The organism is Treponema sp. (assembly GCF_045641405.1).
In the GTDB taxonomy this organism is placed as follows: Bacteria; Spirochaetota; Spirochaetia; order Treponematales; family Treponemataceae; genus Treponema_D.
Window position 1 is genome coordinate 23,802 of record NZ_JAZUGX010000044.1, and the last position, 24,216, is coordinate 48,017.

Here is a 24,216-nt window from a genome sequence, read left to right on the forward strand (position 1 = left end):
GCCTTTTATTTTAAATTGGTGTTTTCAAAAATCAACACCAGCTCTTCCATGTCTCAGGGTCATAACCTACTGTAGCTGCATCCTTTCCGTTACGTACCACTGGCTGAACCATTAACAGAGGATTTTCCAGCAGCTTTGCTTCCTTATCGCCGTCATCAAGATATGCAAAGCTTGCATAGTCCTTGTTGTTTTTGTCTGCAAGCATTTCAATCGCCTGGGTCCTTCCCCCTGCTTTTCTTGCAAGACATGCAACAACGCTTTCCAGCTCACCTTTGGAAATTCCTTTTTCCTTAAGATCGATTTTCTGAAACGGAATTCGTCGTTCCGCAAAATAACGCTCAGCCTTTTTTACGTCAAAAGATTTAGTTGTACCGAAAATTTGAATTGCCATGGAAGAATTATACCACAATATTGACTACAAAACCTAAAAATCATGATATAATATCCATCACAAGGGGTTACCATATGGACGACAGTGAATATTATGCAATGATGAGAAGGCAATATTCCAATCCTATAAAGATAAGAAAGACGCCGGAAAACAAAAGGAAGACTGCCGACCAGACTCCAGGAACCTATACTGAATGGAACAAGAAACATGGTCATGAAGATGCCGAAATGTTTCTTGAAAGGAATTCCGAATCTTCCGAAGAAAATCTGAATGAAGATTAATTATCCTTAAAGTGAATATGTTGAGTTTTATCTATAAAAAGAGTCTTTTACTTGCACTCTTGGTCGCATTTGTTTTCTCATCCTTTGCAGATGACATTAAAAAAATCCGCGTAGGATATTTTTCTGACAATGTTTTCCATGTTGGTCAAAGTGATCTGGAAATCAAGAAAGGATACGGTTACGAATACTATTCAATGATTGCCAACTACACAGGCTGGACTTATGAATACTGCTATGGAACATGGTCCGAAGTCTATGAAGAATTTCTTGCAGGAAGAATAGATATCATCGACGATGTTTCCATTACCCATGAACGACGGAAGCTGATGAATTTTTCTTCAATGCCCATGGGAGAAGAACATTATTACATTTTTGTTCCAGAACAGGAAACAAGGATTTCCATGCTGGACATCGCAAGTCTCAACGGAAAGAAAATCGGTGTCAACAAAAACAGCATGAATCAAACACTTCTGGAAAATTTCATCAGGGAGCATAACCTGGACTGCACAGTAGTTCCATGCGACGGGGTACAGGACAGGCTTGAAAAGATCAACTCAGGGAAAATCGATGCGATGGTAACGACTGACGGTTTCTCTATGGATGGATTTCGTCCTACCTTCTCCATTGGAAGCAGTCCATTTTTCTTTGCCGTCCAGAAAAACAGACCGGACCTTTTAAAGCAGCTTAATTCAGCGATGATGCACAACCACGAATCAAATCCAAACTACAACAACCAGCTTCGCGATAAGTTCTTCAAGAAGTCCATCGTAAGGACAACCTTTACAAGCGATGAGCTTATATATCTAAAGGACCATCCAACAATAAAAATAGGATACAGGACAAGCACCATGCCTTACTGCGGAGAAAATCCGAAGACAGGCGAAATGACAGGACTTCTAGCCGACATCCTTACACAGTTTGAGAAATCTCTTGATGTAAAATTTGAAACCTACAAATTTCATGACAACAATGCCATGATAGCTTCCCTCAAGGCTGGTGAAATCGACTGTGCATATCCTGTAATGGACGATGTATGGCTTTCCGAGCAGATAGGCTACACACAGACAACACCAGTTTCACGCGAAAGAATGGGACTTGTCTACAAAGGTGAATACAAGGAAGTTGATGCATATCAGAAATTCGGTTATACCATCGGATCTCCTTCCCAGCATGTGTATGCAATCGAACATAAATTAGGAACAGAGAGAGTCGGAATCTCTACCGAAGAAGCAACCCTTCAAGCCATCCATAGAAAAACAATAGACTTCACACTGATGGACATAGTTTCCTGGAACTACTGGTCAAAGGCATGCGACGCAAGTGACGGACTTTCATATGTAATGCTCGAAGACGATGTCGGCTATTCCTTTGCCGTATCAAAATCAAACACAAGTCTGTTCTCCATCTTTGAGTCAGCCATATCGCAGCTGAATGCAAGCGTAATCACCGATTCCCTCAACCGAAATTCACAGATAAGCGATTATTCCCTAAAGAACTTCATAAGGCACAATCTTTCATCTTTTACATTTTTCATTTCACTGGTTTTTCTCATCATCATATTGCTTATCATTGTCTACGAGCGGGACAGAGCTCACAAGGCAATTCTGACATTCAAGGCTGAACACGATGCGTTGACAGGAGTCTACAACAGAAGCATCATTTCAAAGTATGAAAAGAAGCAGGAAAAAAACATCTGTCTCGCCATAATCGACATAGATGACTTCAAGGAAATCAACGACCAGTACGGACATGAAATGGGAGACAAAATCATCAAGAAGGTTGCATTTCATCTCAATACAATCGCAAGAGCAACAGACAATGTCATTCGTTATGGTGGAGATGAATTCCTTGTCATCTTCAACGGAATCGAAAAATCCCTTGAAACTCTTGTAAAGAGCAAATTCGAAAGGGTCCAACTGGCACTCAACGATGCATCAGCAAGCACAGTAGAATCCTCCATCAGCATAGGAATCGCATTCTCGGAAAACGGATATTGCAAGGAGCTGTTTGACCTTGCAGACGAAGCCCTTTACAAGTCAAAGTCTGCGGGGAAACACACCATCACCATCAATGATTTTGTCGTAAAAGAGTGAATCATAGCTTTCTGCAAAAACTCAACCTTCAGTAAATTCCTCAAGCACTCATTATCTCAGCGGCAGGATTCAATGAAATCTCAACCATGTCCGTTATGACAATATCATTGATGGAAACATTGAAAATCTTTGAAAGCACAACAAGATTATCAATGGTAGGAAGATTGATTCCACGGGTCCAGTTATAGATTGTCTGTATATAGGGAAAATCCATAAGGAACTGAAGCTGGCGTGCAGAAACACCAGAACTCTTCATCAAGGACTTTATGTTCATTCCAGTTGCAGAAAGGTTTACTACAGGCTTCATGAAAGTCCTAGCAGTACCGTTTGTCATGTAAGTTGAATTGCAGTTAGATGTATAGATTGTAGTATTCATGTTGATCTCCTTTTAGTTACGGACCTAATAAAGTCCAGGAGCCAACCTATGAATATCAAGTGTAGGTCGAATTAAAAAACCTTGTTGGCTCCATTCTCAAAAATAAACGAACGACGCACGGCATGATGCTGACGCTTTAGATGCTTGACACGCTTGACGTTTTTTACGACTACCATGGGTATCCTCCGTTTAAATTTTCGCCTTTGAAAACCAGCAAATGATGTTCAAACTATATCATTTTTTTTCCATCGTGTCATTAAAGGAGCTCTTTAATTTTTCAAATTCCCCATATATAATCATATTGAATGAAACATCTGATAGTTTTCCTGGCCGCAATTCTATTTTCCCTAAATGCATTTTCAGATGGTGAAATCAAGCACAACCCATGGGAGCTGTTCATCTATCGCCCCGAAAATTCAGAGAAGATGAATGAAGTGAGATGCTGGCTCAAAATTGAAGACATGGATGGAAATGACGTTACATACACTGCAACCAAGGCTCACTACATATGGATTTCCAACCCCAAGCAGCTCTATCAATATGAAAGGACCTATTACCTAAGCGGTGGAATGGCAATGTATCTACACAGCATCAAGCCAGGCAGATACAGGTTCACAGTATGCACACCAGCAGACAAGCAATACCCTTACCCAAACGCCAATCGCGACTGGACTTCCAATGAATTCATATACGACACGAACAATCCTGCAAAGGTAATATTCGTTTTTCCGACCGCAGACGACAACGGATTCTATGACGGAGGGTGGACAATAAGCGGCAAAGCCCCAAAGTTCTTCAAATTCACAAAGCCAAAGATGAAACCTTAAGATCCAACTGACAGAACTATGTGAATCTTATACTATTTTTCTCGAGGTTCTGTCATAAGAACTGTGCCATCGGCAAAATGCATAATCGTTGTATAGAATTTTCCTTTTTCAATACCATCCAAATTAGTACTTTTATATGTGAAATTTCGATCTTTTACCATAATTCCAGTTTCCTGTCCATTTGCTTCCCAAATAGCAGCATCGAGTTCACCAGTTCCTTCGGTAAGCTTTTTTGAACAGTACATTGTATGAACAAAACAAGGGGCATCACAGAAAATTTGAATGCCATTTTCAGTTCTTAACCAATCACAAGAATCACATTCCAATTTATCAAAATAATATTTAGGACAAATATAGACCGGCAGGTAAAAACAAGGGTATTTTATAGAAGCACTTGCATAAGTGTATTTATATAAATAGCTTGAATATATCTTAATAAAACTAGTTTCTGAACCAATTGTAGTTTTATCTAAAGAATAGTTACTTTTCTTTGTTGGAGAATCAGCTGTCATGTCTGCAAAAGAAAGCTTGCTTTTCCATTGCAAATCACTACCTAAGGTATAACAAGTTAGTTTTGCAGGATATTCTGAATAGCTTATACCAGTAAAAAACTTATTTTTAATTCTATCATGAATATCCTTATTATATGTAGGAATTGAAATATTGAATGTATCATTCTTATATTCAATAGCAGGAGTTTCATTAAGTATAACTTTTTTAACGTCAAATTTAACACCAGAGTAACCTGCTATATCAATAGCCTGGAAAAGTGTGTTTTTATATTCTGAGTTATCAGTATTTTTTATATATAAATAGTATTTTCCATCAGACAGCCCATCATAAGGCAAATAATAATCAGAAATACCATATCTTTCATTGTTATAAGGCTTTTTTATTACTGGGAAATTCTGTTTTACAAAATCTTCTGTTAAAGTTGAACCATATTCTCTTGGAACAAAATAAAATTCCAATTCATTTATATCATATTTTATATGAAAATCTTTATCTGTGTCATAAAATTTTCCGCTGTAAATAATTCCTTCAGGGGTTTCATACTTTATAGGTGTTTTATCAGATATAGAAACTGGAGGATAATTATCTATTCTCTGCAAGACAAGCGGTATTTTTTTCTCTGATTCTCCAGCATATATTCCATCCTTAGTATAAGCTACCAAAGAAATTGTATAATCGCACCCGTTATCTGCCGTAACTGTTTTTGAATCAGAAAGTTTCGGAATATATGAACCTGTTCGACTATCTAAAGCTTTGATGTAATAAATAAAGTCATTGACTGGGAATTCTACGTCAACTTTTATTAAGACTTTGCCAGAATTAACTGGAAATTCTATAGCAGTTTCATCAATAGAAAAATCAGGAAACGGTGCCGTTGGATTTATATTTTCGGTTTTATAATAATAAACATATGGTCTTCCCAATGGACTGTCTAACGATGTATTGTTATTAGACAGTGTAGAAACAGGATAAAAGGTATATATTCCATTACCATTTTGTTCAAAAAATGCTTTTTGAATAGAAGAAGTGTAATTAGGATTTAAAGTAGAGACTGCATATGCTAATGCTGTTGGCTCGTCACTTACTGTTTTTTGGAAAGTATATACAATTCGATTGTAATAGGTTAGTACATAATCTCCTTTACCAGAAAACAGTAATTCCACTACATTATCTGCTCCGTCAGGAAATTCTCTATATGCCATTAATTGTGTTCGTTTAGGTATAATGTATTCTATTTCCTCGTAAAGACCGTTTTCCAGCCATATATCAAATTTAGCATATAAATCTTCATCAACATTTCTTTTAAAGCCACTGTTCAAAATTTCAGATGTTATAAAATCATTTTCTTGGTTTGGGGATTTATGTTCTTTTTTACTGATTATGGATGTATATTCTGAATCAGAAATGTTTTTTAGACTGAGAGAATAATATCTGCTTTTTGTACAACTTAAATAAAATTGTTCCTCATTAAACGCAAATGAAGAAAAAGAAAAATCAGATTCGTATTTTTTTGTAAGGTTGTTAAATGTAGATTCTGGAATATTTGTTAATGAAAAATCTGTAAATATTTTGGATATATCTTTTGCATTAGTGTCTTTTATAACTTCAAAAGTTTTTGACTCTCCTTTATTTCCTGCTTTATCAACAAAAAACATTTCCAGGGAAACAAGTCCATTTCCAGAACTTTTAAAAGTATAAGTAAAATCATGATAATAAGAATAATTACTTTTATTCTTTAATTCAAAATCAGAAATATTATCTGTTACGCCAAAATAGTTTATGTATTCTTCTTTAGGAACGGTTGAATCTGTGGTATCACGCAGGTAAGTCTCTTTAATTCCAATGGTAAAAATCCCACTGTCTGTATCAATTCCGCTTGCCTCAATATAAAGATTGGCAACGTGATTTTTATGGAAGTTTCTTTCTATATCTTCGCTGGAATTGCCCCACTGATTCTGGGTATACAATTTATCGGTCAACTGGTGATAATACGGGTGGTTTATATCTGACGTGTTATAGATATTGATAAAATCAATTTCGGGTTTTTTAGTATCACTTTTTAATGAACAGCGGGCAATAATTGTAATATTGCTGGCAGGTTTCAACAGCTCAATCTGATACTTATAAATCCCCATGTCCTTGCTAAGCAATGAAAAATCAAAGCAATCATCTAATAGTCTTCCCGACGATGAATCAATGGCATAAATTTCATCGAAAGAATAATTGTTATTTAGTGAAAACTGTATTTCGGTAGGAACACCAACCTTGATTTCTTTTACACCGTCCAGAAAATAACCAGATTCAGTCTGTCCTGGAGTTAAAATTACTTTATAGTTTTCCGCAGTATTTAGCGCTATTTCTTTTTCAATTTTATTTTTTAAGTCCGCACCATCTAAGAAATTTTCACATCCCAAAAGAAAAATAGAAAACAAAAATAGGATTATGCAATATATTGGATTTGACTTCTTACTTTTCATAATAAAAAAAACCTCTCTGAGATTAACATCACTTCAAGAATCGCAAGGCGCTTTACCTGTTTCTTGATTATAACTTAATAAAATCTTTTATATCAACAATTTATTCTTGATGACCTGTTCCAACCTTACAGTTCGATTTGCTTGTTTTTCTTTTAAAATAAATAGGCCTCCAATTCTTAATTGGAAGCCTTAAGCCAACTGACAGACTCGAACCGACCCCTCCAGTCGCTGACCTCCTGTCCGCTCCTTTCGGGCGTCTTCGCTCTCTGCCGCGTGCATCCATGCACGCTTTTCCTCGCCCCTGCTCGGCTAGACAGTTCGATCTGCTTGTTCTTCTTTTAAAATAAAAAGGCCTCCAATTCTTAATTGGAGGTCTTAAGCCAACTGACAGACTCGAACTGTCTACCTGTTCTTTACGAGGGAACTGCTCTACCAGGTGAGCTAAGTTGGCAATATTTTTATATTTTAAACTACTGCTGTTGAGACTTGTTTAGGGCCTCTATCTTCATGTAGTAGTTGTCTACGATGCGGCGCATATCGTGGATGTTCTTTACTACGATATAGCCTTCGAAGATTTCAATCTTACCGCGGTCCATGAGCTTTGAAAGCTCTTCATGCGCAACCTGCTGAGATACAGCTGCCCATGATGCAATATCATTTACGCTGATATTGAACTTACGCTTTGGATTGTCATCGTCATTTCTTGATGCTGTCCCCTGAAGTTCATCATACATAAGGAACACATCGCAGACACGAACAGGAACATCCTTTATGAGAATGATCTTGAACTGTCTGTACTGGTCATAAATACGCTTTGTAAAAATCTTAAGAAGGTTCATTACAATCTGTGGATTGCTGAGAACCAGAGCCTTAAAGTTTGCCTTGTTGAATTCAAGACAGGCAACATCAGTACGGGCAACACAAGAGGCACTGCGCTGGCTGTTGTCAAGAATGGCCATTTCACCAAAGAAAGAACCGCTTGTAAGGATATCAAGGCTCTTGTTCTGATCCTTTATGCACTTACAGATCTGAACTTCACCGTACTTGATGAGATAGAATGTCTCGCCAGGTTCAAATTCAGAGATGATGACATCACCACGGGAATATTTCTTTGTAAAGCGATCAAAGGCTGGAAGGGAGAACTGGTTTACAGCAAGTCCAGTTGCGGTTGATGGAGCAGGATCCGATACGAATGCCGCTCTTCCAGTTCTGCTGCTGTCAACCCTTCTCTTAGCTTCCCTATAAAGCTTTTCAATATCTGCCTTGTTTGAAGGATTTGAATTAATCTGTGAAATTCTTGTAAGAACATCAACACAGCTCTTGTACTGTTCATCATTGAAGAAAGCCTGAGCGACTGAAAGCATTCCAACTTCTGGAGAAATTGCAACGAAACCGCTCTTAAGGAAGTCTTCTGTTTTTCTATGGATGTCACGCAAAGACTTTGAGAAAACACGGAGCATCTTCTCTGTGATTGCCTGCTTTGAGCTGAAGAGTTTTTCAAATTCTGAAACAGTCATTGTAACGACAACAGAATTGACGAGTACGGAAGCAGTAACAAGACTAGGCATATGGGCCAATGCTGATTTAACGCCAAAGAATTCACCGATCCTAACCTGTTCCGAAATCTGGACACCAGTCTCAAGGTCGCGTGATTTCAAGGCAACAGCACCAGACTGAAGGATATATATATTTGAGTCTTTGTCGCCCTCGAAGAAAATGATGGAGCCCTGTGTAAATTGAACTGTCTTTGGCATACTACTCAATTCCCCTTGTAAAAACTAGAATCCCTCTTTCACCCGCAATTCCAGTAAATCCCAATGTACTGTCTTAGTATTCTATCATAAGAACATAAATTATGCTACAATAAACCAGAAATTAGAAAAAAAACAGAGAAAAAGATGATAGATTTGCACACGCATTCAACTGCCTCCGACGGAACCTATACACCTGAAGAGCTGATTACATATGCACACTCAAAAAAAATAAAGGCACTAGCGCTTACAGACCACGATACGATAGACGGAATAGCTGCAGCTCAGGAAAAAGCCAAAGGTCTTGATATTGAATTCATTCCTGGAATAGAGCTTTCAATACAATGGCCTACAGGTGAATTTCATCTGCTTGGGCTTGGACTTGAAACTGCATCAGCTGAACTTCTTTCTGCCATTGAATTCCTCAGACAGGAGCGTGACGACAGAAATAAGAAGATGGCGGAAAAACTTAGGGAGCAGGGAATCGACATCACCTATGACGAGGTCGTAAAGATGGCTGGAACCAAAACCATCGGGCGGCCACATTTTGCTTCACTCATGATCGAAAAGGGATTCATAAAAGTTCGTCAGCAGGCCTTTGACCGTTATTTTGCAAAAGGAAGACCCTGCTATGTGGAACGCACAGGACTGGATCTGGAAACTGCAGTAAAAGCAATAAAATCATCAGGGGGAATTCCCGTTCAGGCACATCCACTTTCCATGTATGTATCCTGGGGTAAAATCGAAGACAAGATCATAGAAATACAGTCAACTGGAGTCGAAGGACTTGAAGCATGGCATCCTGGAATCCGCGTGGCAGAAGCATATCGTCTTGAAGATCTTGCCCATAAGCTTGGGATGATCGCTACGGCAGGAAGCGACTTTCACGGCGAAAAAGTAAGGGCAGACAGAAAAATAGGACACACCGCTGGCAAAAGCACGATCGAAGACAAATACTGGTACGAAGAGCTTAAGCCAAAGCTCAGCGGAAAGGAATTCAGGTTATAAAATCTAATCTTCAAGTGCACTTTGATTACTTTGACATATCAAATAGTTATACACATAAGATTTTTTTTTCATTATAATCATTCTACAATTCATGCGGCAATTCTGTGAAAGTCAGAGCAGTCTATTCTACTGTTAAAGTCAGACGTCGTAAAAAAATCTCTTACATGTTCATAGTTCAATAGGAGGACTTATGAAGAAAGCATTATTGTTTTTATGTGCTCTTGCCTTGACGGGCAGCCTGTTTGTTTCGTGCGAAGACCCCGCCGCAGATGCAATCGTCAATCAGCTCATTGCTGACAAAGATGTCCAGACACCATGGGGACACGCCTGGTTTGCAGGCGATGCCGAATATCAGTTCATAGACGATGATGGAACAAAATACATCCGCTGTCTCCCTGACTCTCTCACAGACACATATTTTATTCAGGTAAAATCAGAAAATTCCGAAACTGGAACTGTGGAAGCGCTGGTAAAACATTCCAAAGACAGCGTTCGTGAAATTGGAACTCCAGTTAAGTTTACCTATTCCATGACAGGCTACAAGCTTAACTTTACAGCAGATGATTCCACTACTGAAAAATATAAAAATCTTTTTACAAAAACTGAAATGATAAGCTACAAAGGTGTGGATGTTGCAAAGCCAAAGCTTCCTGCAGTTAATACAGAATATTTTTCTTCCCTTGCAGGAAATTACGATCTTTCTACTGGAATGCAGTTCAATGTGGGAGCAAAAATTCAGATTAAAAAATCAGATAGTGAATACTGGTTTGCAAGCGTTGTGGACATAAAAGAGAACAACAATGTTTATGACTTCCTTCTCGTTCATGAATCAAATATGGATCCTGGTGTAACAGGTAACAATTCAAAGGAACCTTTCCGTGTAAGTCAGAATACCTTCTGGAACTTTATGAAGATTTCGCCTGCAGAATCCGGTAAATCAAAAGTTGAATGGTCTTCAAAATGGTCTGACAGCCCATATGAGGCTTTAAATGGAACTTTGGATCAGAGCGGAATATTTGATAAAGAAATCAAGCTTAAGGAAGTGAAGTATACTTTCTATTTTGGTCAGATGGATGACTGCAAGAGCAACAAAACAGCATTTGAAGCAAATCTCGGGGAAGCTATTACAACATATGTTTACCGTGGAGTGAGTGCTCCAAGCATGACATGGTCACAGCTGTTTACAGCAGCAGGTCTTGATTCAAAGATTGCAGGAAAAATACCAGATGGTAAGAAAGCCGGCAAGAAGTGGTATCACACAGGTGCATTTGGTTTGAATGCGTATAATTATATTTCGGACAGTAATCCGGTTTATAGTGTGGGATGTAATGTTTATGTTGAGTTGGAGGATAAAGGACCTTCGGGAATCGAATTGCCATCAAATATGAAAGGAACTTATAAACGAACTGTTGAAAATAGTCCTGTATTGATAATTGATGGATCATCAGTCTCATATGCTGGTATAGATTATACTTGTGTAGAATTTAAAACATGGGGAGAAATGACAAATAATAATACATATGCATGCATTCTCGAAGATAATCAGCAGAAAAGATATATTGCAGTTTTTCAGCATTATTTTGCAGCTGATAAACCATACATACATGTCCGTGCTCCAAAAGAATATGCTGAAGCATTGCCGGATACTTCAAATTATACTATTACGAACACTTTGACAAAGAACTTCTACAAGCAATAATAGGCGGTATTAAAAAAGACCTGCGCGTTTGCAGAGCTTGATTACAACACATTGGCTAAATAAAAAAGCGGAATCTCCGTAAGGAAATTCCGCTTTCTGATTGAAGACAGATAGATTATCTGCAGCAAACCCAGATGGCACCAAAGATGATCAGGTCTTTTGAGAACTGAAGGAGCCATGCAAGGAAGTTAGGCTTACCGATTCCGTTCACGATGTCTGCAAGGACAATAACAACAACCCATACGATTACAACGATCAATGAAACGATGTTGCCGAATGACCCCATTCTGTCGCCGATGAAACACTTGAGCACGATGAAGACACCAGCAAGAAGTTCAACTACTCCGAAAACCGTAATGATGATGCTTTCTGCATTTCCATCAAAGATAGATTTGAGTCCCTTTACAGCGAGATCCCCAGCTGCCTTTCCCTGCAATGCGTAGATTCCGCTGATGGCAAGCATACATCCAACTGCAAGTGTAAGAATAAGTGATGCAAGAGCATTCTTAGTATCGTTCTTTCCCATTCTATATTCCTCCTTAAAATGGTCGATGTTAAAATTTTAATGCAATTATTGAAAAATACAAGTCACATTACTTTCCAGAATTTGTTCTTGAAATCATTATTCCAAAACCAAGGATATAGAAAAGTGGCGGAAGAATGGCAAAGATCAAGGAAGTCAAAGGGATGACCCCAAGCTTGAGCCTATCAACTGAAAGTATCCCCATTTCAACAAGGAGACTGTAGACAGTTCCGCCGTAGCCGATGACAATAGCTGCAATGATGCACATCCATGATGCTTCACCTGTCTTGCTCCACAAAAGGATTGCTGTAAAGGCTGCCATTCCGCCCAACACGAGTTTGATTACATAAAGAATAAGTTCGCTCTGTGGCATATCCTAATAATCTCCTTCCTTAATTTTCGGAAGGAAAAGGATTTTTCTTGAGGACAGCAAAGACTCCACGGTCAGCCCCGAAAGGTACTATGCTTGGATTTTCATAGATTGGACTGATCACAATACCAAGGTCAAGACAATGGAGGACAAAGTTTCTGTAACTGTCCATAGGAATTTTTGGGAAAAGATAAGGTCCTTTTCTTTCCCAGTATCTACAGATGATGCTGTCGTAGATGAACCAGTCCTTTTCCTGTCTTGTCTGCAGTGCAGAGATAAGGTTATGGATTGAACGGGCAAGAGCTGCTTCCATAGGAGAAGAAAGACGGATCTGTTTCTTAATGGCTTCTTCAAGTCTTGATGAATTTTCTTCATTATCCTTGACAGCAAGAATGAAAACATTCGACGTCCATGGAAGAGGAGGTTCTATCACTATGCAATCAACTGTTCCCCAATCAACCTCCGTCTGATGCCATGGATGATAGACGCAGGTATGATCCTTGCTGACTGCGATTCCAGATAAAACAGCATCGGATTTTGATGCGAAAACAAAGACCTTGCGATGTTCACCAAGGAAAAGCTCATTCACTGCCTTTTCAAGACGCTGTGTAAAATCAGTTCTGTAGCTGCCTGTCGCACCACGGTCAAGGGCATTCTTGAGCATTGTGAATGCACTTCCACCACCCCAACCAAGGATTGCCCTTCCACCCTCCTGATAGAGGTCTGTAAGGCGTGTTCTTTTTGCGGTGTAAAGGAATGGTCCTCTGGCCCTTTTTATTGTTCCGTAACGCTTGAAAATTTCATCAGCCAAAAACTCGATTTCATTCATGGTGAATATTGTAGTGGAAATGTCTGGATTTTGCTAGAATATGGTCATGAAGTTCAAAGTCAAAATAAGACCTTTTGACATTCCAATTCTTTTCACCTTCGCAGCCATGACAGTTTTCTTTTCGGCAAAATTATTTTGCGTCAAGTCTGAAAGCAAAACACTCATGGTGCAGATAGGAGCGGATAAATTTGCCTACTCCATGGAAAAGGAACTTCATCTTGAATTCGAAGGACTCTTAGGCAAATCACACATCACGGTTTCAAAAGGTGAAGCCTGGTTTGACGATTCACCATGCGACAACAAGATCTGCGTTGAATCTGGAAAAATCAGCAGACCAAACCAATGGGCAGCCTGCCTTCCAAACGGAATAATAATCTATATTGAAGGCATCTCAGATTCTAAAAAAGAACTGGATGCAATCGCAAACTAGAGGAAAAAATCATTCCACCACAAGCAGGGATGACTTCTGATATTTAGGAAGAAACTTCTTGTAGCCTCCCGTATCAAAATTAACGGTCACCACATACTCACCTTCATCACTGTGTTCAGTCTTAACAATCACACCATATCCCCAGTCATCATGGTAGACATTTGCTCCACGGCAGTACCTGCTTTCAAGTGGATCCTTCGCTCCAGCATAGGAGCTGAAAGTCGCAGGCTTTTGTCCAAGTATGCGAACATTGCCATCACCAAGTTCAGAAAGGAAAGGACTTGGCATCATGGAATTTGTTTTTCCATATAGACGGCGCACTCCACAGTTAGTGAAATAGAGTTCATCCTTTGCACGTGTTATTCCAACATAGAAAAGACGGCGTTCTTCCTCAAGTTCATCATCAGTCTTACCGTCACGAGGGAAAATACCCGATTCAAGGCCAGTAATAATTACGCGAGGAAATTCAAGACCTTTAGTGTTATGGAGGGTAATCAACGTCACACGGTCTGTATCTCCAGAATTTTCATCTGCGGCGTCAAGGGTACGGTCAAGATTTATATGGTCCAGAAAATCTATGAGCCCCTGTCTTGTACATGGATAGAGAACCGCACTGTTGACAAGCTCCTCCAGGTTTGCGACCTTCTGACTGCCAGTAACTTCATCCTGCTCCTTGTGGAATTCTTCAAGTCCTGTTTCCGTAACAACAGCCTGGACAAATTCCGAAAGCTTCCGTTCCAGATTGTTTTTGTTTTCTTCTTCAGGATTTATCGCCTGTTCCGCAAGGTTCTGGGCTTCTGACGACACTGGAACATCGGGCAACAGGGAATTGAACTTTTCAACAAGTGCTACAAATCCGTCTGCACCTTCCTTTGCTTTTTTTGAAAGCTTTACATCGGCGATTGCCTCTACCAATGAACGGCCAAGACCTGATTCGACGATATTGTCCTGGGTCTTGGTTCCGATTCCACGGACAGGTTTATTGATGATTCTTCTGAATGAAATTTCATCACGCGGATTAAGGACAAAAGAAAGCCAAGCTATGCTGTCCTTTACTTCCTCGCGTTCATAGAATTTCAATGAGCCTACGACCTGATACGGAATCTTCATATGAAGAAATTCTGTTTCAAAGCCAAGGGACTGGGCATTGGTTCTGTAAAGGATAGCCCAATCACTGTAAGGCACCCCCTGCTCCGCCGCCTGCTCAATCAAACTGTAGCAGAATTCCGTCTCATCATCCTGTGTCGGTAGAAAAACAAGGGTCGGTTTCTTTCCCTTTCCTCGGGCAGCAACAAGTTCCTTGCCAAGACGTCCTTCATTGTTCTTTACTACGCTTGAGGCACAGTCCAGGATTTCAGAAGTCGATCGATAGTTTGTCTGGAGTCTGACAATCTTCGTTCCTTCAAACTGATCCTTAAAGTTAAGGATGTTCTGAACTTCAGCACCGCGGAATTTATAGATGGACTGGTCATCGTCACCAACAACACAGACATAAGCCTTATGTCCCGATTCCATGCCATAACCAGAAAGCTCCTGCAGCAACTTGAACTGGGCAACATTGGAGTCCTGGTATTCATCGACCATTATGACCTTGTACCTTGAATGGATGCTTGTACGGATAAGCTCGTTGTCCTTAAGGATAAGATAAGGCAACATGATAAGGTCACCGAAATCAACATTTCCAGTGGAACGAAGCCGTTTTTCATAGGCTGCATATATCTCAGGAAATTTTGGATCTTCGTCTATGATACCAAGTGAAAGACTGTCTGGCTTAAGGCAGTAATCCTTGGCAAGAGAGATGAGATGGGCATAATGGCTTGCATCCTTTTTGGTAAGTTCTGGCACTGCTTTTGTAATGAGGGTAACCATATCGTCATCGTCATAGACCGTGAAATTGCTGTCCAGACCAACTCCTGCCTCGGAAGCGTATGTGCGGAGAAAATACGCACCAAAGGAATGGAAAGTCCTTATCTGGGACCATGCGGATCGAGGTTCGAGTGCCACTGCCCTTTCTTTCATCTCATTTGCGGCTTTTTTTGTGAAGGTGACAGCAAGAATGGAAGAGGGATTATATTTACGCTCTGATATAAGCCAGGCTATCTTTGTAGTTATTACGCGTGTCTTACCAGAACCAGCACCTGCAAGTATAAGCAGCGGAGAGCCTTCATGAACAACGGCCTCTCTCTGTTCTGGATTCAATACTGAAAGAATGTTCTCTGAATCCATAAGCAAAATATAGCCTTAAAATATGAAAATTTCAAATAAAACAAAGAATAACTAGTTTATTTGGGAAAAATGAGTTAAAATCATAGATATAAAGATAATTTTGTGAGGTAGATGTATGACTATAGATGAACTTAAAAAAGCAATTCTTTCGGATGCAAATCTCGCAGCTGAATTCGAAACAGCTGTAGATAACGGACAGCTTGTTGAATGGGCTAAATCAAAGGGCTGTGATGCTTCAGAAGCAGATTTGACAGCTGGATTACAGTAAAACACTCAGACAGTGCTAAACAAAAAGGCAGTGGTAGAAATCCTATCACTGCCTTTTGCTTTTTAAATCATACTCTAAACACACGGTCGTAGCAGGCGCGTGCGGCCGTGCAGATTACCTCGAATAATTTTTTTCTGAAAGAAAAAAAATTAAACTCTGAACATGAGATCCTCATAGCTCGGGAACGGCTTATAGTCTTCGCCAAGCAAAGGTTCCATTTCATCGTAAATCTTTCTTACGGCTGCCATCTGAGGAACAACCTTGTCAGCATAGATTCTTGCAGACTTTGTAACATTTTCTGCATTTCTTGCTTCTTCATGAACTTTATAAAGAATGTCAGTTTCATCCGTAAGTTTATCTGCAAGAGCATCAAGTTTTGCAAGGAGCTTAGATTCAGCCTGAGCCTTTGCACCAGGAACAACTGACTTAAGGTTGATTACAGTCTGGCTTACATCCTTGATGTATCTGAAGACATTTGGAAGAATATCCTTACTGATCATTTCAAGCATTGTATTCACTTCGATATTGAGCATCTTTGAATATTTTTCAAGCTTGATTTCATAGTGGCTCTTCATTTCATCTTCAGTATAGACACCCATTTCCGTAAAGAGCTTTACATTCTTTTCTGCAAGATAATGTTCCATTGCGTCTGGGGTTGAACCAAGATTTAAAAGACCACGCTTCTTTGCTTCTTCAATCCATGAATTGTCATAGCCATTTCCGTTGAAAATGATTCTCCAGTGATTGGTTACTTCACGCTTGATAAGTTCTGCAAGGGCAGTTTCAAAATCATCAGCCTGTTCAAGTTCATCAGCAAACTGCTTGAGAGTATAGGCAACCATTGCATCGATTGTTGTATTTGGTCCGCTGATGGAAAGGCTTGAACCTACTGAACGGAATTCAAACCTGTTGCCAGTGAAAGCAAATGGGCTTGTTCTGTTGCGGTCAGTTGAATCCTTTGGAATTGGAGGAAGAACATCAACACCGATGGTCATCTTGGAAGAACCTGTAGCATTTAGGGGAGTTCCATCCTTTATTGATTCAAGGACAGCATGAAGTTCATCACCCAGATACATGGAAATGATTGCAGGTGGAGCTTCATAACCACCAAGACGATTGTCATTTCCAGCAGAAGCAACAGAAATACGCAGAAGATCCTGATTTTCATCAACAGCCTTAAGCACTGCTGTAAGGAACAGAAGGAACTGGGCATTCTTTGCAGGAGTATCACCAGGTTCAAGAAGGTTTTCACCAAGGTTAGTACTCATGGACCAGTTGTTGTGCTTACCGCTACCGTTTACGCCGGTATATGGTTTTTCGTGAAGAAGGCATACAAGACCATGGCGACGGGCAACCTTTTTCATCACTTCCATGGTAAGCTGGTTCTGGTCAGCAGCAAGGTTTGTAGTGCTGAAGATTGGAGCCATTTCGTGCTGGGCAGGAGCGGCTTCGTTGTGTTCAGTCTTTGAAAGGATTCCGTACTTCCAGAGGGTTTCGTTAAGGTCTTCCATATACTTTGCAATTCTTGGCTTGAGGGCTGCAAAATACTGGTCATCCATTTCCTGTCCCTTTGAAGGCTTTGCACCAAAAAGCGTGCGACCAGTCATCTGAAGGTCCTTCCGTTCAAAGTAAAGTTTTTCATCAACGATAAAATATTCCTGTTCAGGACCTACAGTTGTACTTACATGGGTAACATCATTTTTGCCAAAAAGCTTAAGGATGCGAAGTGCCTGTTCATTGAGGGCTTCCATTGAACGGAGAAGAGGTGTCTTCTTGTCCAAAGCCTCACCGTTGTAAGAACAGAAGGCAGTAGGAATGCAGAGGGTATGTTCCTTTACAAAAGGATATGAAGTTGGATCCCAAACTGTATAACCGCGGGCTTCGAAAGTTGCACGTTTACCGCCAGAAGGAAAAGAAGATGCGTCAGGCTCACCCTTTACAAGCTCCTTTCCACTGAAAGACATGATGACCGTTCCGTCGTCCTGAGGATTGATGAAGCTGTCGTGTTTTTCCGCAGTAACGCCTGTGAGCGGCTGGAACCAGTGTGAATAGTGAGTTGCACCCTTTTCTATCGCCCATTCCTTCATGGCATGAGCAACTACATTTGCAACATCAATCTGAAGCGGTTCACCGTTATCCAATGTACGCTTAAGAGCCTTGAAAGTTTCCTTTGGCAGTCTTTCCTTCATGGTCTGCTGATTGAAAACCATGCTGCCAAAAAGTTCAGGAACATTTGTCATATTGTAACCCCTTATAATAATGACTAAATTTCTAAACCAGATTTAATCCGAGTAAAATATTTTATAATTTAAAAGCTTACGACACTGCACAACATGCCGTAAGCTCTTATTTTTTAGAACACGCCTGGGAAGACGTCATCCATTCCGTAAAGTTTTCCTGTCTGAAGCTTGCCTTCATCAAGAAGCTGCTTCATGTTGATTACGGCATGAACCGCACCGCTTGCAAACCCCTGACGGCTTCTTGCAGTATGTGAAAGTTCAATTGTATCCGCAGCACTGTCAAAGAAAATCTTGTGTGTACCAGGTACGCTTCCACATCTTGTAGAAGAAACATGAAGTTCATTAGGCTTTGGACGAGCCTTGAATTCGTTTGTCACGATGGTATCCTTACGAGAAAGGAATTCCATTGCGTGCTTTGCAAGGTCAAGAGCAGTTCCGGATGGACTATCTGCCTTCTGGTTGTGGTGCATTTCCCAAAGGGCTGCATCATATTCTTCAAAAACATCGATAAGGCGGCATGCATTTTCAACAATCTTGTAAAAAACATTTACTCCGATGGAAAAGTTTGCACTTGTCATGATCGTACCGCCGCAAGAAGCAGCAAGAGCAGCAACTTCATCCTTCTTATCGTTCCATCCTGTGGTACCAACTACGATAGGAAGTTTTGTTGGCAAAAGAGCCTTGATGTTGTCCATTACAGATGTTGGATGAGTAAACTCAATGACACCTTCTGCACCGCTTGCAACAATAGCATCCACCATTGCCTTTGTGTCACCTGCAGCAATCTTTACCTTTGCATCTTCTGCAAAAACATCGATTGTAGTTACAACACTGTGACCAAGACCAAGGGCAGCCTGTTCAATCATGTGCCCCATTTTTCCGTATCCGACTAATGCGATTTTCATTTCCCTCTCCAATTAGAACAAAGCTGCGTGAACAACCTGAACTGTCTTGTCTGCTTCAGCCATGTCAACGAGGAAGCTTACATTTACCTTGCTTGCACCCTGGCTGATCATCTGAACGTTGATGCCTTCTTTATTGAGGGCGTCAAATGCCTTTGCAAGAATTGCACTTGAGTGGCTTGCGTCACAGATTACAGTGATGATTGCCTTGTCACCAGTTGCCTTAACTTCTGCAACACGACCAAGGTCTTCAAGAAGGCCTGAAAGGTCAGCCTTTGTGTTTACTGTCAAAGAAACTGAAACTTCAGAAGTTGCGATCACATCGATGCTGATGTTCCACTTGAGGAACTGGTTGAAGATGTGGGCAAGGAATCCTGCGGCACCAAGCATGCGGCTTGACTGAATATCGATCAAGGTAACGTTCTTTACTTTTGTAATTGCTGTAACTGCAGGTACTGTACCTGTGTGCTTTTCAACAATCAAAGTTCCTTCACTCTTGATGTTGTAGCTGTTCTTTACACGGACTGGTGTTCCTGTCTTGCGGCAAGGAATCATTGAGCGTGGGTGAAGAACCTGTGCACCAAAGATTGCAAGTTCCTGTGCTTCTTCATATGTTACTTCTGGAACTGGCTTTGCATCCTTAACAAGGCGAGGGTCTGTTGTCATGATACCGTCAACATCCTTCCAAGTCTGGATTTCCTTTGCACCCATTGCAGAACCGATCATTGTTGCGCTAAGGTCAGAACCACCGCGTCCCAGGGTTGTGATTGTTCCGTGCTTGTCCTTTGCAATGAAGCCTGTAATGATCGGAATTTCCTTCTGCTTGCCGTTCTTGTAGTCGTTCAAATATTTTGGAATGTTGTCCCATACTTCATCAAGAAGTTCAGCAGCCATGTAGTTGCTGTCAGAAACCATTCCGATGTCCCATGCATCGTAGAACTTTGCAGGTGTACCAAGCTTTGTAAGGTATGCTGCCATCATGCGTACGCTCATTCTTTCGCCGAAAGAAACAAGGTAATCGCGGGAACGCTTTGAAAGTTCCTTGAGCATGCTGATACCAGTAAGAAGCGTCTTGAGTTCATCAAGCAGTTCTTTGATTGCAGGAACTTCGATTTCAAGTTCCTTTGCCGTATCAAAATGAAGCTTTTCCACCTTTTCAATGTCTACTGTTCCATTGACTGCCATGTCTGCAGCTTCAAGAAGGTGGTCTGTTGTGTCTCCCATGGCAGAAAGTACTACTGCAGGAAGTTCGTCTTTGTAAGTCTGAATAATCTCAGCAACGTGTCTAATGCGCTCAGCATTTGCAACTGATGAGCCGCCAAATTTCATTACGATCATAATGCGAAAGTATACAATATTTAAGCTCTGAAATTCAATTAAGCACTATAGATAGAAAATATAAAAAAGTGCTCTCGGCGAGAATCGGTCATAAAAGGTGCGGGTCCCAGCGACGGCAGTAAGGATAATGGAAACCTCCCGCTTCATCGCATAAAGCGCTGTGCTTACTTGGCGGGTCCCTCCTTATCCTTTTTACCTGCGTCCCACCACATTTATTAGTATTATTCTCACCTACGCACTTTTTTAGTCTTATAGAATGCATTTAATTGATATACATTGATATTGTATGCTTTCGCAAGGCATAGGAGAGGCGGGCCCCAGCGACGACGGGTTTCTACTCAAGCTTTTCGGCGGCTTCCATCCAGGCTTCGTTGAGCTCGTCAAGTTTTACAGCAAGTTCTTCTATCTGCTTCTGAACTTCCTTTGCTTTTTCACCGTTGCTGTAGACTTCAGGCAGTCCCATCTGGTTTTCAAGATCTGCCTTCTGTTCTTCAGTCTTTGCAATTTCTGCTTCCAGACGGTCAACTTCCTTCTGGAGCTTACGGCGTTCAGCTTCCTGCTTTTTCTTTTCTTCGTAATCAAGCTTGCCGGCAGATTTCTGTTCCGCTGGCTCTTCAACTTTCTTTACGGCTGCCTTATTTTCTACAGCAGCAAATGAATCTCCCACAACACCGTTTGCCTCATCCTCAAGACGCTGCATGTAGTATTTATAGTCGCCAGGGAATTCACGGGAAACCCCAGGATGGAGTTCAAGAACCTTTGTTGAAAGGTCTTCGATGAATCCACGGTCGTGGCTTACAAAGATTACAGTTCCACCGAATCCCTGCAGAGCTTCAAGGAGAACATCCTTGGAATGCATGTCCAGGTGGTTTGTAGGTTCATCGAGAACAAGAAGGTTTACAGGACGAAGCAAAAGTTCAAGCAAGGCTATGCGGCTTTTTTCTCCTCCTGAAAGAACGTTGATGCTCTTAAAAACATCATCGCCGCGGAAAAGAAATGCACCAAGCATATCACGCATTTTTGGAATGAGATCCAACGGACTGCGCTCTTCCATATATTCAAGAATTGTCTGGTTGCCGGAAATCTTTTCTGCACTGTCCTGGCTGAAGTAACCTACGGAAACTCCTGCTCCATATTTGACATTTCCAGTGTAGTCGCTGTCCACACCTGCGATCATTCTGAGCAATGTTGATTTACCTGCACCGTTGCGGCCTGCAACGACAAGACGCTCACCCTTTTCAACAACAAGATCAAGGTTGTTTACGACATTTGGTCCGCCATAGTTCTTGCAGATTTTTTCCAGTGTAAGCACAAGCTGACCTGAATGAGGAGCGGCAGGGAAAGTAAAATGGATTTTCTTGAGGCTTTCAGGAATCTCAATCTTATTTTCAAGAATCTTGTCCAGCATCTTCTGGCGTTCCTGAGCCTGAGCGGCCTTTGTTGCCTTGTAACCGAAACGGTTTATGAATTCCTCGAGATGAGCGATTTCCTGCTGCTGCTGATTGTAGGCTGCGATGAGGGAATCAAGTTCCACCTTGCGCACTTCCTCATAATGGCTGAAGTTTCCAGGGTAACGCTTAAGATCTCCGCCAAAGAGTTCGTATACTTCGTTGATTGTATGGTCAAGGAAATAACGGTCATGGGAAACAAGAAGAAATCCGCCATGGAAGTCCGAAAGGAATTTTTCAAGCCAGTTGCGGGCTTCAATATCAAGGTAGTTTGTAGGTTCGTCAAGAAGAAGGATATCCGGTCCGCACATGAGGGCTTTTGCAAGGGCAATGCGCATCTGCCATCCGCCTGAAAATTCTTCAGTTCGTTTTGCAAAATCGCTGCGGTCAAAACCAAGACCGATGAGAACACTTTCTGCAAGAACTTCACGACGGTACCAGCCGCTTTCTTCAAGCTTTGCAAGAAGTTCAGAATGTTCGATGGCTATTTTTTCTGCGTTGGAAGGATTTGACGCAAGCTGCTCTCCAAGTTCTTCTGCCTTACGCTGGATTTCATAGCCCCACTCAAAAGCCTTATCTGCTTCTTCCTTCAAAGTGCAGCCGCTATGAACAAGACCGCTCTGTGGAAGATATGCGATGCGGGCATCTTTCTGAGCAACGCGTTCACCGCTATCAGGCTCAACAAGACCTGCCATGATTTTTATGAGTGTTGATTTGCCTGCTCCGTTGGCACCTGTAAGGGCAGCCTTTGTTCCAGTTGCAAGATTAACCGAAACATCTTTTAAAATATCCCTGTCGCCGAAAGCCAGTGAAACTTTTGAAAACTGAATGAATGCCATTATATGATCCTAAATTACTTTTGGAAGAAAAGCACAAGTGAATTTGATGGAAGTGATACTGTACTTATGTTTCTTCCCGATTTTGCCTCGTAACGTTTTGACACGCTTCCCGCTGTAAGACGGATTCCATTTCCTTCTTTCTTGTAAAGGAAATTCACTTCTTTGTCCGCTCCTTCAAAATTGAAAGTCATGATTCCATCCCACGATGACTTAAGTTCAGCAGGCACAAAATATTTTATTTCAATCTCCCCGTTACCTTTTGCACCGCTTGGAATGACAGAAGGAACAAGCTTGTTGAATCCTGACCACGCAAACTGGTTTCCATCATTAAAGGAAATCTTTCCATAGTTACCGCTCTTGAAATCAGGACCTGAAGAAGAAATTGCCTTGTATTCATTCTGTCGGCGTTCCAGTTCCTCTGAAATAATCTGTTCAATGCTTTTCCCACTGATGGAAACAAAATTATATGAACGTGGCATTCCTTTTTCATCTGCATATTTGATGACAATGGATCTTGAATTTCTTACGACAAGATGAAGGGGACTATCGTTGAAGTCATATTCCTTGTCTTCAGTTTTTGTAACTCCCGAAAAAGGAAATTCAAGTTCTAGATCTGGTAGAACAATGGAAATCTTTCCGCTCGAGTAGCCCGTATTGAATTTGTAAGATGAATTGAAATATTCAAGGTCAATCTGTTTCTTTGAAATCATCGAGCCATAAAAGTCAGGATACCATGTTGTATTGAGGACATCACCGATAAGAGTATCGACTTCTTCTTCCGAGCTTTCAGCAACCGTCACGGTCTGGGCTACAACTTCCTCTGCCCTCATTTCAAAAAGACGGAGGTTATAACTAAAGCACCAGCCTTCAGTACCGTTTGATGTAAGGACGTGAAGCCATTCACCTTCAAGAGGCACTCCACCGTTCTGTGGAGCGACACCGTTACCCTTGTACAAGGTTTTCACAGTCTCATTCTTTCGAAGGCGATAGACCTGCTTTGAAGTATTCACTTTGTCTGCACGAATAGGAAGACCGTCTATGGCGCTCTTGGCGTAGGTGTTTTTATATTCCTCATACTTTGCGGCACGCTTGATTGCCTTTGATTTTTTTTCTGGAACAGAGAGCTGCCACAATGGTACTTCAACCTTCTCCTTTGAATCAGGGAGTCCGATTACATACACCTTTGAGATGTTTGATTTCAGGTAGACAGGAACAACCGTTCCATCTGAAATTTTATGTTCATTGTCGTTCCATAGAAGAACACCGTAGCCGATGACTCCAGAACAAGATGTCATGAATATTGAAAGTAAGGTGATTGCAAATGCAGCAGCTATCTTGTGATTGAATTTCATAATTATAGATAATACTAAAAAAAGGACTGTCTTTC

Annotated in this window: 20 protein-coding genes and 1 tRNA gene; 7 read left to right on the plus strand and 14 right to left on the minus strand. The window is 40.9% G+C overall.

The annotated features are described in order from the left end of the window. Nucleotides 1-31: 31 nt before the first annotated feature. Nucleotides 32-391, minus strand: coding sequence for an arsenate reductase family protein (locus ACKI39_RS06840; protein WP_407398950.1), 360 nt, complete (start codon nucleotides 389-391; stop codon nucleotides 32-34). 74 nt (nucleotides 392-465) lie between these two features. Between ACKI39_RS06840 and ACKI39_RS06845 the strand changes: the two genes are divergently transcribed. Continuing rightward, entirely contained in the window at nucleotides 466-672 is a 207-nt protein-coding gene (locus ACKI39_RS06845) for a hypothetical protein (protein ID WP_407398952.1), read from the plus strand. Nucleotides 673-731: 59 nt separating this feature from the next. Continuing rightward, entirely contained in the window at nucleotides 732-2,765 is a 2,034-nt protein-coding gene (locus tag ACKI39_RS06850; protein ID WP_407398954.1) for a diguanylate cyclase, read from the plus strand. A gap of 40 nt (nucleotides 2,766-2,805) precedes the next feature. On the opposite strand, the gene ACKI39_RS06855 is transcribed toward ACKI39_RS06850, so the two are convergent. Continuing rightward, nucleotides 2,806-3,141, minus strand: coding sequence for a helix-turn-helix domain-containing protein (locus ACKI39_RS06855; RefSeq protein ID WP_407398956.1), 336 nt, complete (start codon nucleotides 3,139-3,141; stop codon nucleotides 2,806-2,808). A 305-nt stretch (nucleotides 3,142-3,446) separates the two neighbouring features. Between ACKI39_RS06855 and ACKI39_RS06860 the strand changes: the two genes are divergently transcribed. Next, entirely contained in the window at nucleotides 3,447-3,968 is a 522-nt protein-coding gene (locus ACKI39_RS06860) for a hypothetical protein (RefSeq protein ID WP_407398958.1), read from the plus strand. 32 nt (nucleotides 3,969-4,000) lie between these two features. Here ACKI39_RS06860 and ACKI39_RS06865 read toward each other — a convergent pair whose 3' ends face one another. The 3 genes from ACKI39_RS06865 to ACKI39_RS06875 form a co-directional block, all read right to left on the minus strand. Further along, complete coding sequence (locus ACKI39_RS06865) at nucleotides 4,001-6,958, minus strand: hypothetical protein (RefSeq protein ID WP_407398960.1); 2,958 nt, start codon at nucleotides 6,956-6,958, stop codon at nucleotides 4,001-4,003. A gap of 378 nt (nucleotides 6,959-7,336) precedes the next feature. Next, a tRNA-Thr gene (locus ACKI39_RS06870) sits at nucleotides 7,337-7,409 on the minus strand. Nucleotides 7,410-7,428: 19 nt separating this feature from the next. Beyond that, the gene (locus ACKI39_RS06875) at nucleotides 7,429-8,712 is read right to left on the minus strand and encodes a Crp/Fnr family transcriptional regulator (protein ID WP_407398962.1); all 1,284 of its coding nucleotides are present in this window, start codon (nucleotides 8,710-8,712) and stop codon (nucleotides 7,429-7,431) included. A 144-nt stretch (nucleotides 8,713-8,856) separates the two neighbouring features. Between ACKI39_RS06875 and ACKI39_RS06880 the strand changes: the two genes are divergently transcribed. Beyond that, a complete protein-coding gene (locus tag ACKI39_RS06880; RefSeq protein WP_407398964.1) occupies nucleotides 8,857-9,717 on the plus strand; it encodes a PHP domain-containing protein in 861 nt (286 codons plus the stop codon). Between the two features lie 190 nt (nucleotides 9,718-9,907). Beyond that, nucleotides 9,908-11,416 carry a hypothetical protein gene (locus ACKI39_RS06885; RefSeq protein ID WP_407398966.1) on the plus strand — a complete coding sequence of 503 codons (1,509 nt, stop codon included), beginning with the start codon at nucleotides 9,908-9,910 and terminating at the stop codon, nucleotides 11,414-11,416. Nucleotides 11,417-11,531: 115 nt separating this feature from the next. Here the strand turns inward: ACKI39_RS06885 and ACKI39_RS06890 are convergent, their stop codons facing one another. From ACKI39_RS06890 to ACKI39_RS06900, 3 genes are all read right to left on the minus strand, one after another. Next, nucleotides 11,532-11,942 carry a hypothetical protein gene (locus tag ACKI39_RS06890; RefSeq protein ID WP_407398968.1) on the minus strand — a complete coding sequence of 137 codons (411 nt, stop codon included), beginning with the start codon at nucleotides 11,940-11,942 and terminating at the stop codon, nucleotides 11,532-11,534. Between the two features lie 67 nt (nucleotides 11,943-12,009). Beyond that, nucleotides 12,010-12,312 (minus strand): hypothetical protein, encoded by a 303-nt coding sequence (locus tag ACKI39_RS06895; protein WP_407398970.1) that lies wholly within the window; start codon nucleotides 12,310-12,312, stop codon nucleotides 12,010-12,012. Between the two features lie 19 nt (nucleotides 12,313-12,331). After that, nucleotides 12,332-13,138 carry a hypothetical protein gene (locus ACKI39_RS06900; protein WP_407398972.1) on the minus strand — a complete coding sequence of 269 codons (807 nt, stop codon included), beginning with the start codon at nucleotides 13,136-13,138 and terminating at the stop codon, nucleotides 12,332-12,334. 46 nt (nucleotides 13,139-13,184) lie between these two features. Here ACKI39_RS06900 and ACKI39_RS06905 point away from each other — a divergent pair, with 46 nt between their 5' ends. Then, on the plus strand, nucleotides 13,185-13,568 hold the full coding sequence (locus ACKI39_RS06905) for a NusG domain II-containing protein (protein WP_407398974.1): 384 nt from the start codon (nucleotides 13,185-13,187) through the stop codon (nucleotides 13,566-13,568). A gap of 9 nt (nucleotides 13,569-13,577) precedes the next feature. Here the strand turns inward: ACKI39_RS06905 and ACKI39_RS06910 are convergent, their stop codons facing one another. After that, nucleotides 13,578-15,794 (minus strand): ATP-dependent helicase, encoded by a 2,217-nt coding sequence (locus tag ACKI39_RS06910; RefSeq protein ID WP_407398976.1) that lies wholly within the window; start codon nucleotides 15,792-15,794, stop codon nucleotides 13,578-13,580. Nucleotides 15,795-15,909: 115 nt separating this feature from the next. Between ACKI39_RS06910 and ACKI39_RS06915 the strand changes: the two genes are divergently transcribed. Next, the gene (locus ACKI39_RS06915) at nucleotides 15,910-16,062 is read left to right on the plus strand and encodes a hypothetical protein (protein WP_318691864.1); all 153 of its coding nucleotides are present in this window, start codon (nucleotides 15,910-15,912) and stop codon (nucleotides 16,060-16,062) included. Between the two features lie 149 nt (nucleotides 16,063-16,211). Here the strand turns inward: ACKI39_RS06915 and ACKI39_RS06920 are convergent, their stop codons facing one another. The 5 genes from ACKI39_RS06920 to ACKI39_RS06940 form a co-directional block, all read right to left on the minus strand. Further along, complete coding sequence (locus ACKI39_RS06920) at nucleotides 16,212-18,302, minus strand: glutamine synthetase III family protein (protein WP_407398978.1); 2,091 nt, start codon at nucleotides 18,300-18,302, stop codon at nucleotides 16,212-16,214. Nucleotides 18,303-18,415: 113 nt separating this feature from the next. Then, nucleotides 18,416-19,207, minus strand: a complete 792-nt coding sequence (gene dapB, locus ACKI39_RS06925) for a 4-hydroxy-tetrahydrodipicolinate reductase (RefSeq protein ID WP_407398980.1) — start codon at nucleotides 19,205-19,207, stop codon at nucleotides 18,416-18,418. A 12-nt stretch (nucleotides 19,208-19,219) separates the two neighbouring features. Then, a complete protein-coding gene (locus ACKI39_RS06930; protein ID WP_407398982.1) occupies nucleotides 19,220-20,542 on the minus strand; it encodes an aspartate kinase in 1,323 nt (440 codons plus the stop codon). Nucleotides 20,543-20,876: 334 nt separating this feature from the next. Further along, nucleotides 20,877-22,829, minus strand: a complete 1,953-nt coding sequence (locus tag ACKI39_RS06935; RefSeq protein WP_407398984.1) for an ABC-F family ATP-binding cassette domain-containing protein — start codon at nucleotides 22,827-22,829, stop codon at nucleotides 20,877-20,879. 14 nt (nucleotides 22,830-22,843) lie between these two features. Further along, nucleotides 22,844-24,181, minus strand: coding sequence for an SH3 domain-containing protein (locus tag ACKI39_RS06940; RefSeq protein WP_407398986.1), 1,338 nt, complete (start codon nucleotides 24,179-24,181; stop codon nucleotides 22,844-22,846). Nucleotides 24,182-24,216: the final 35 nt, after the last annotated feature.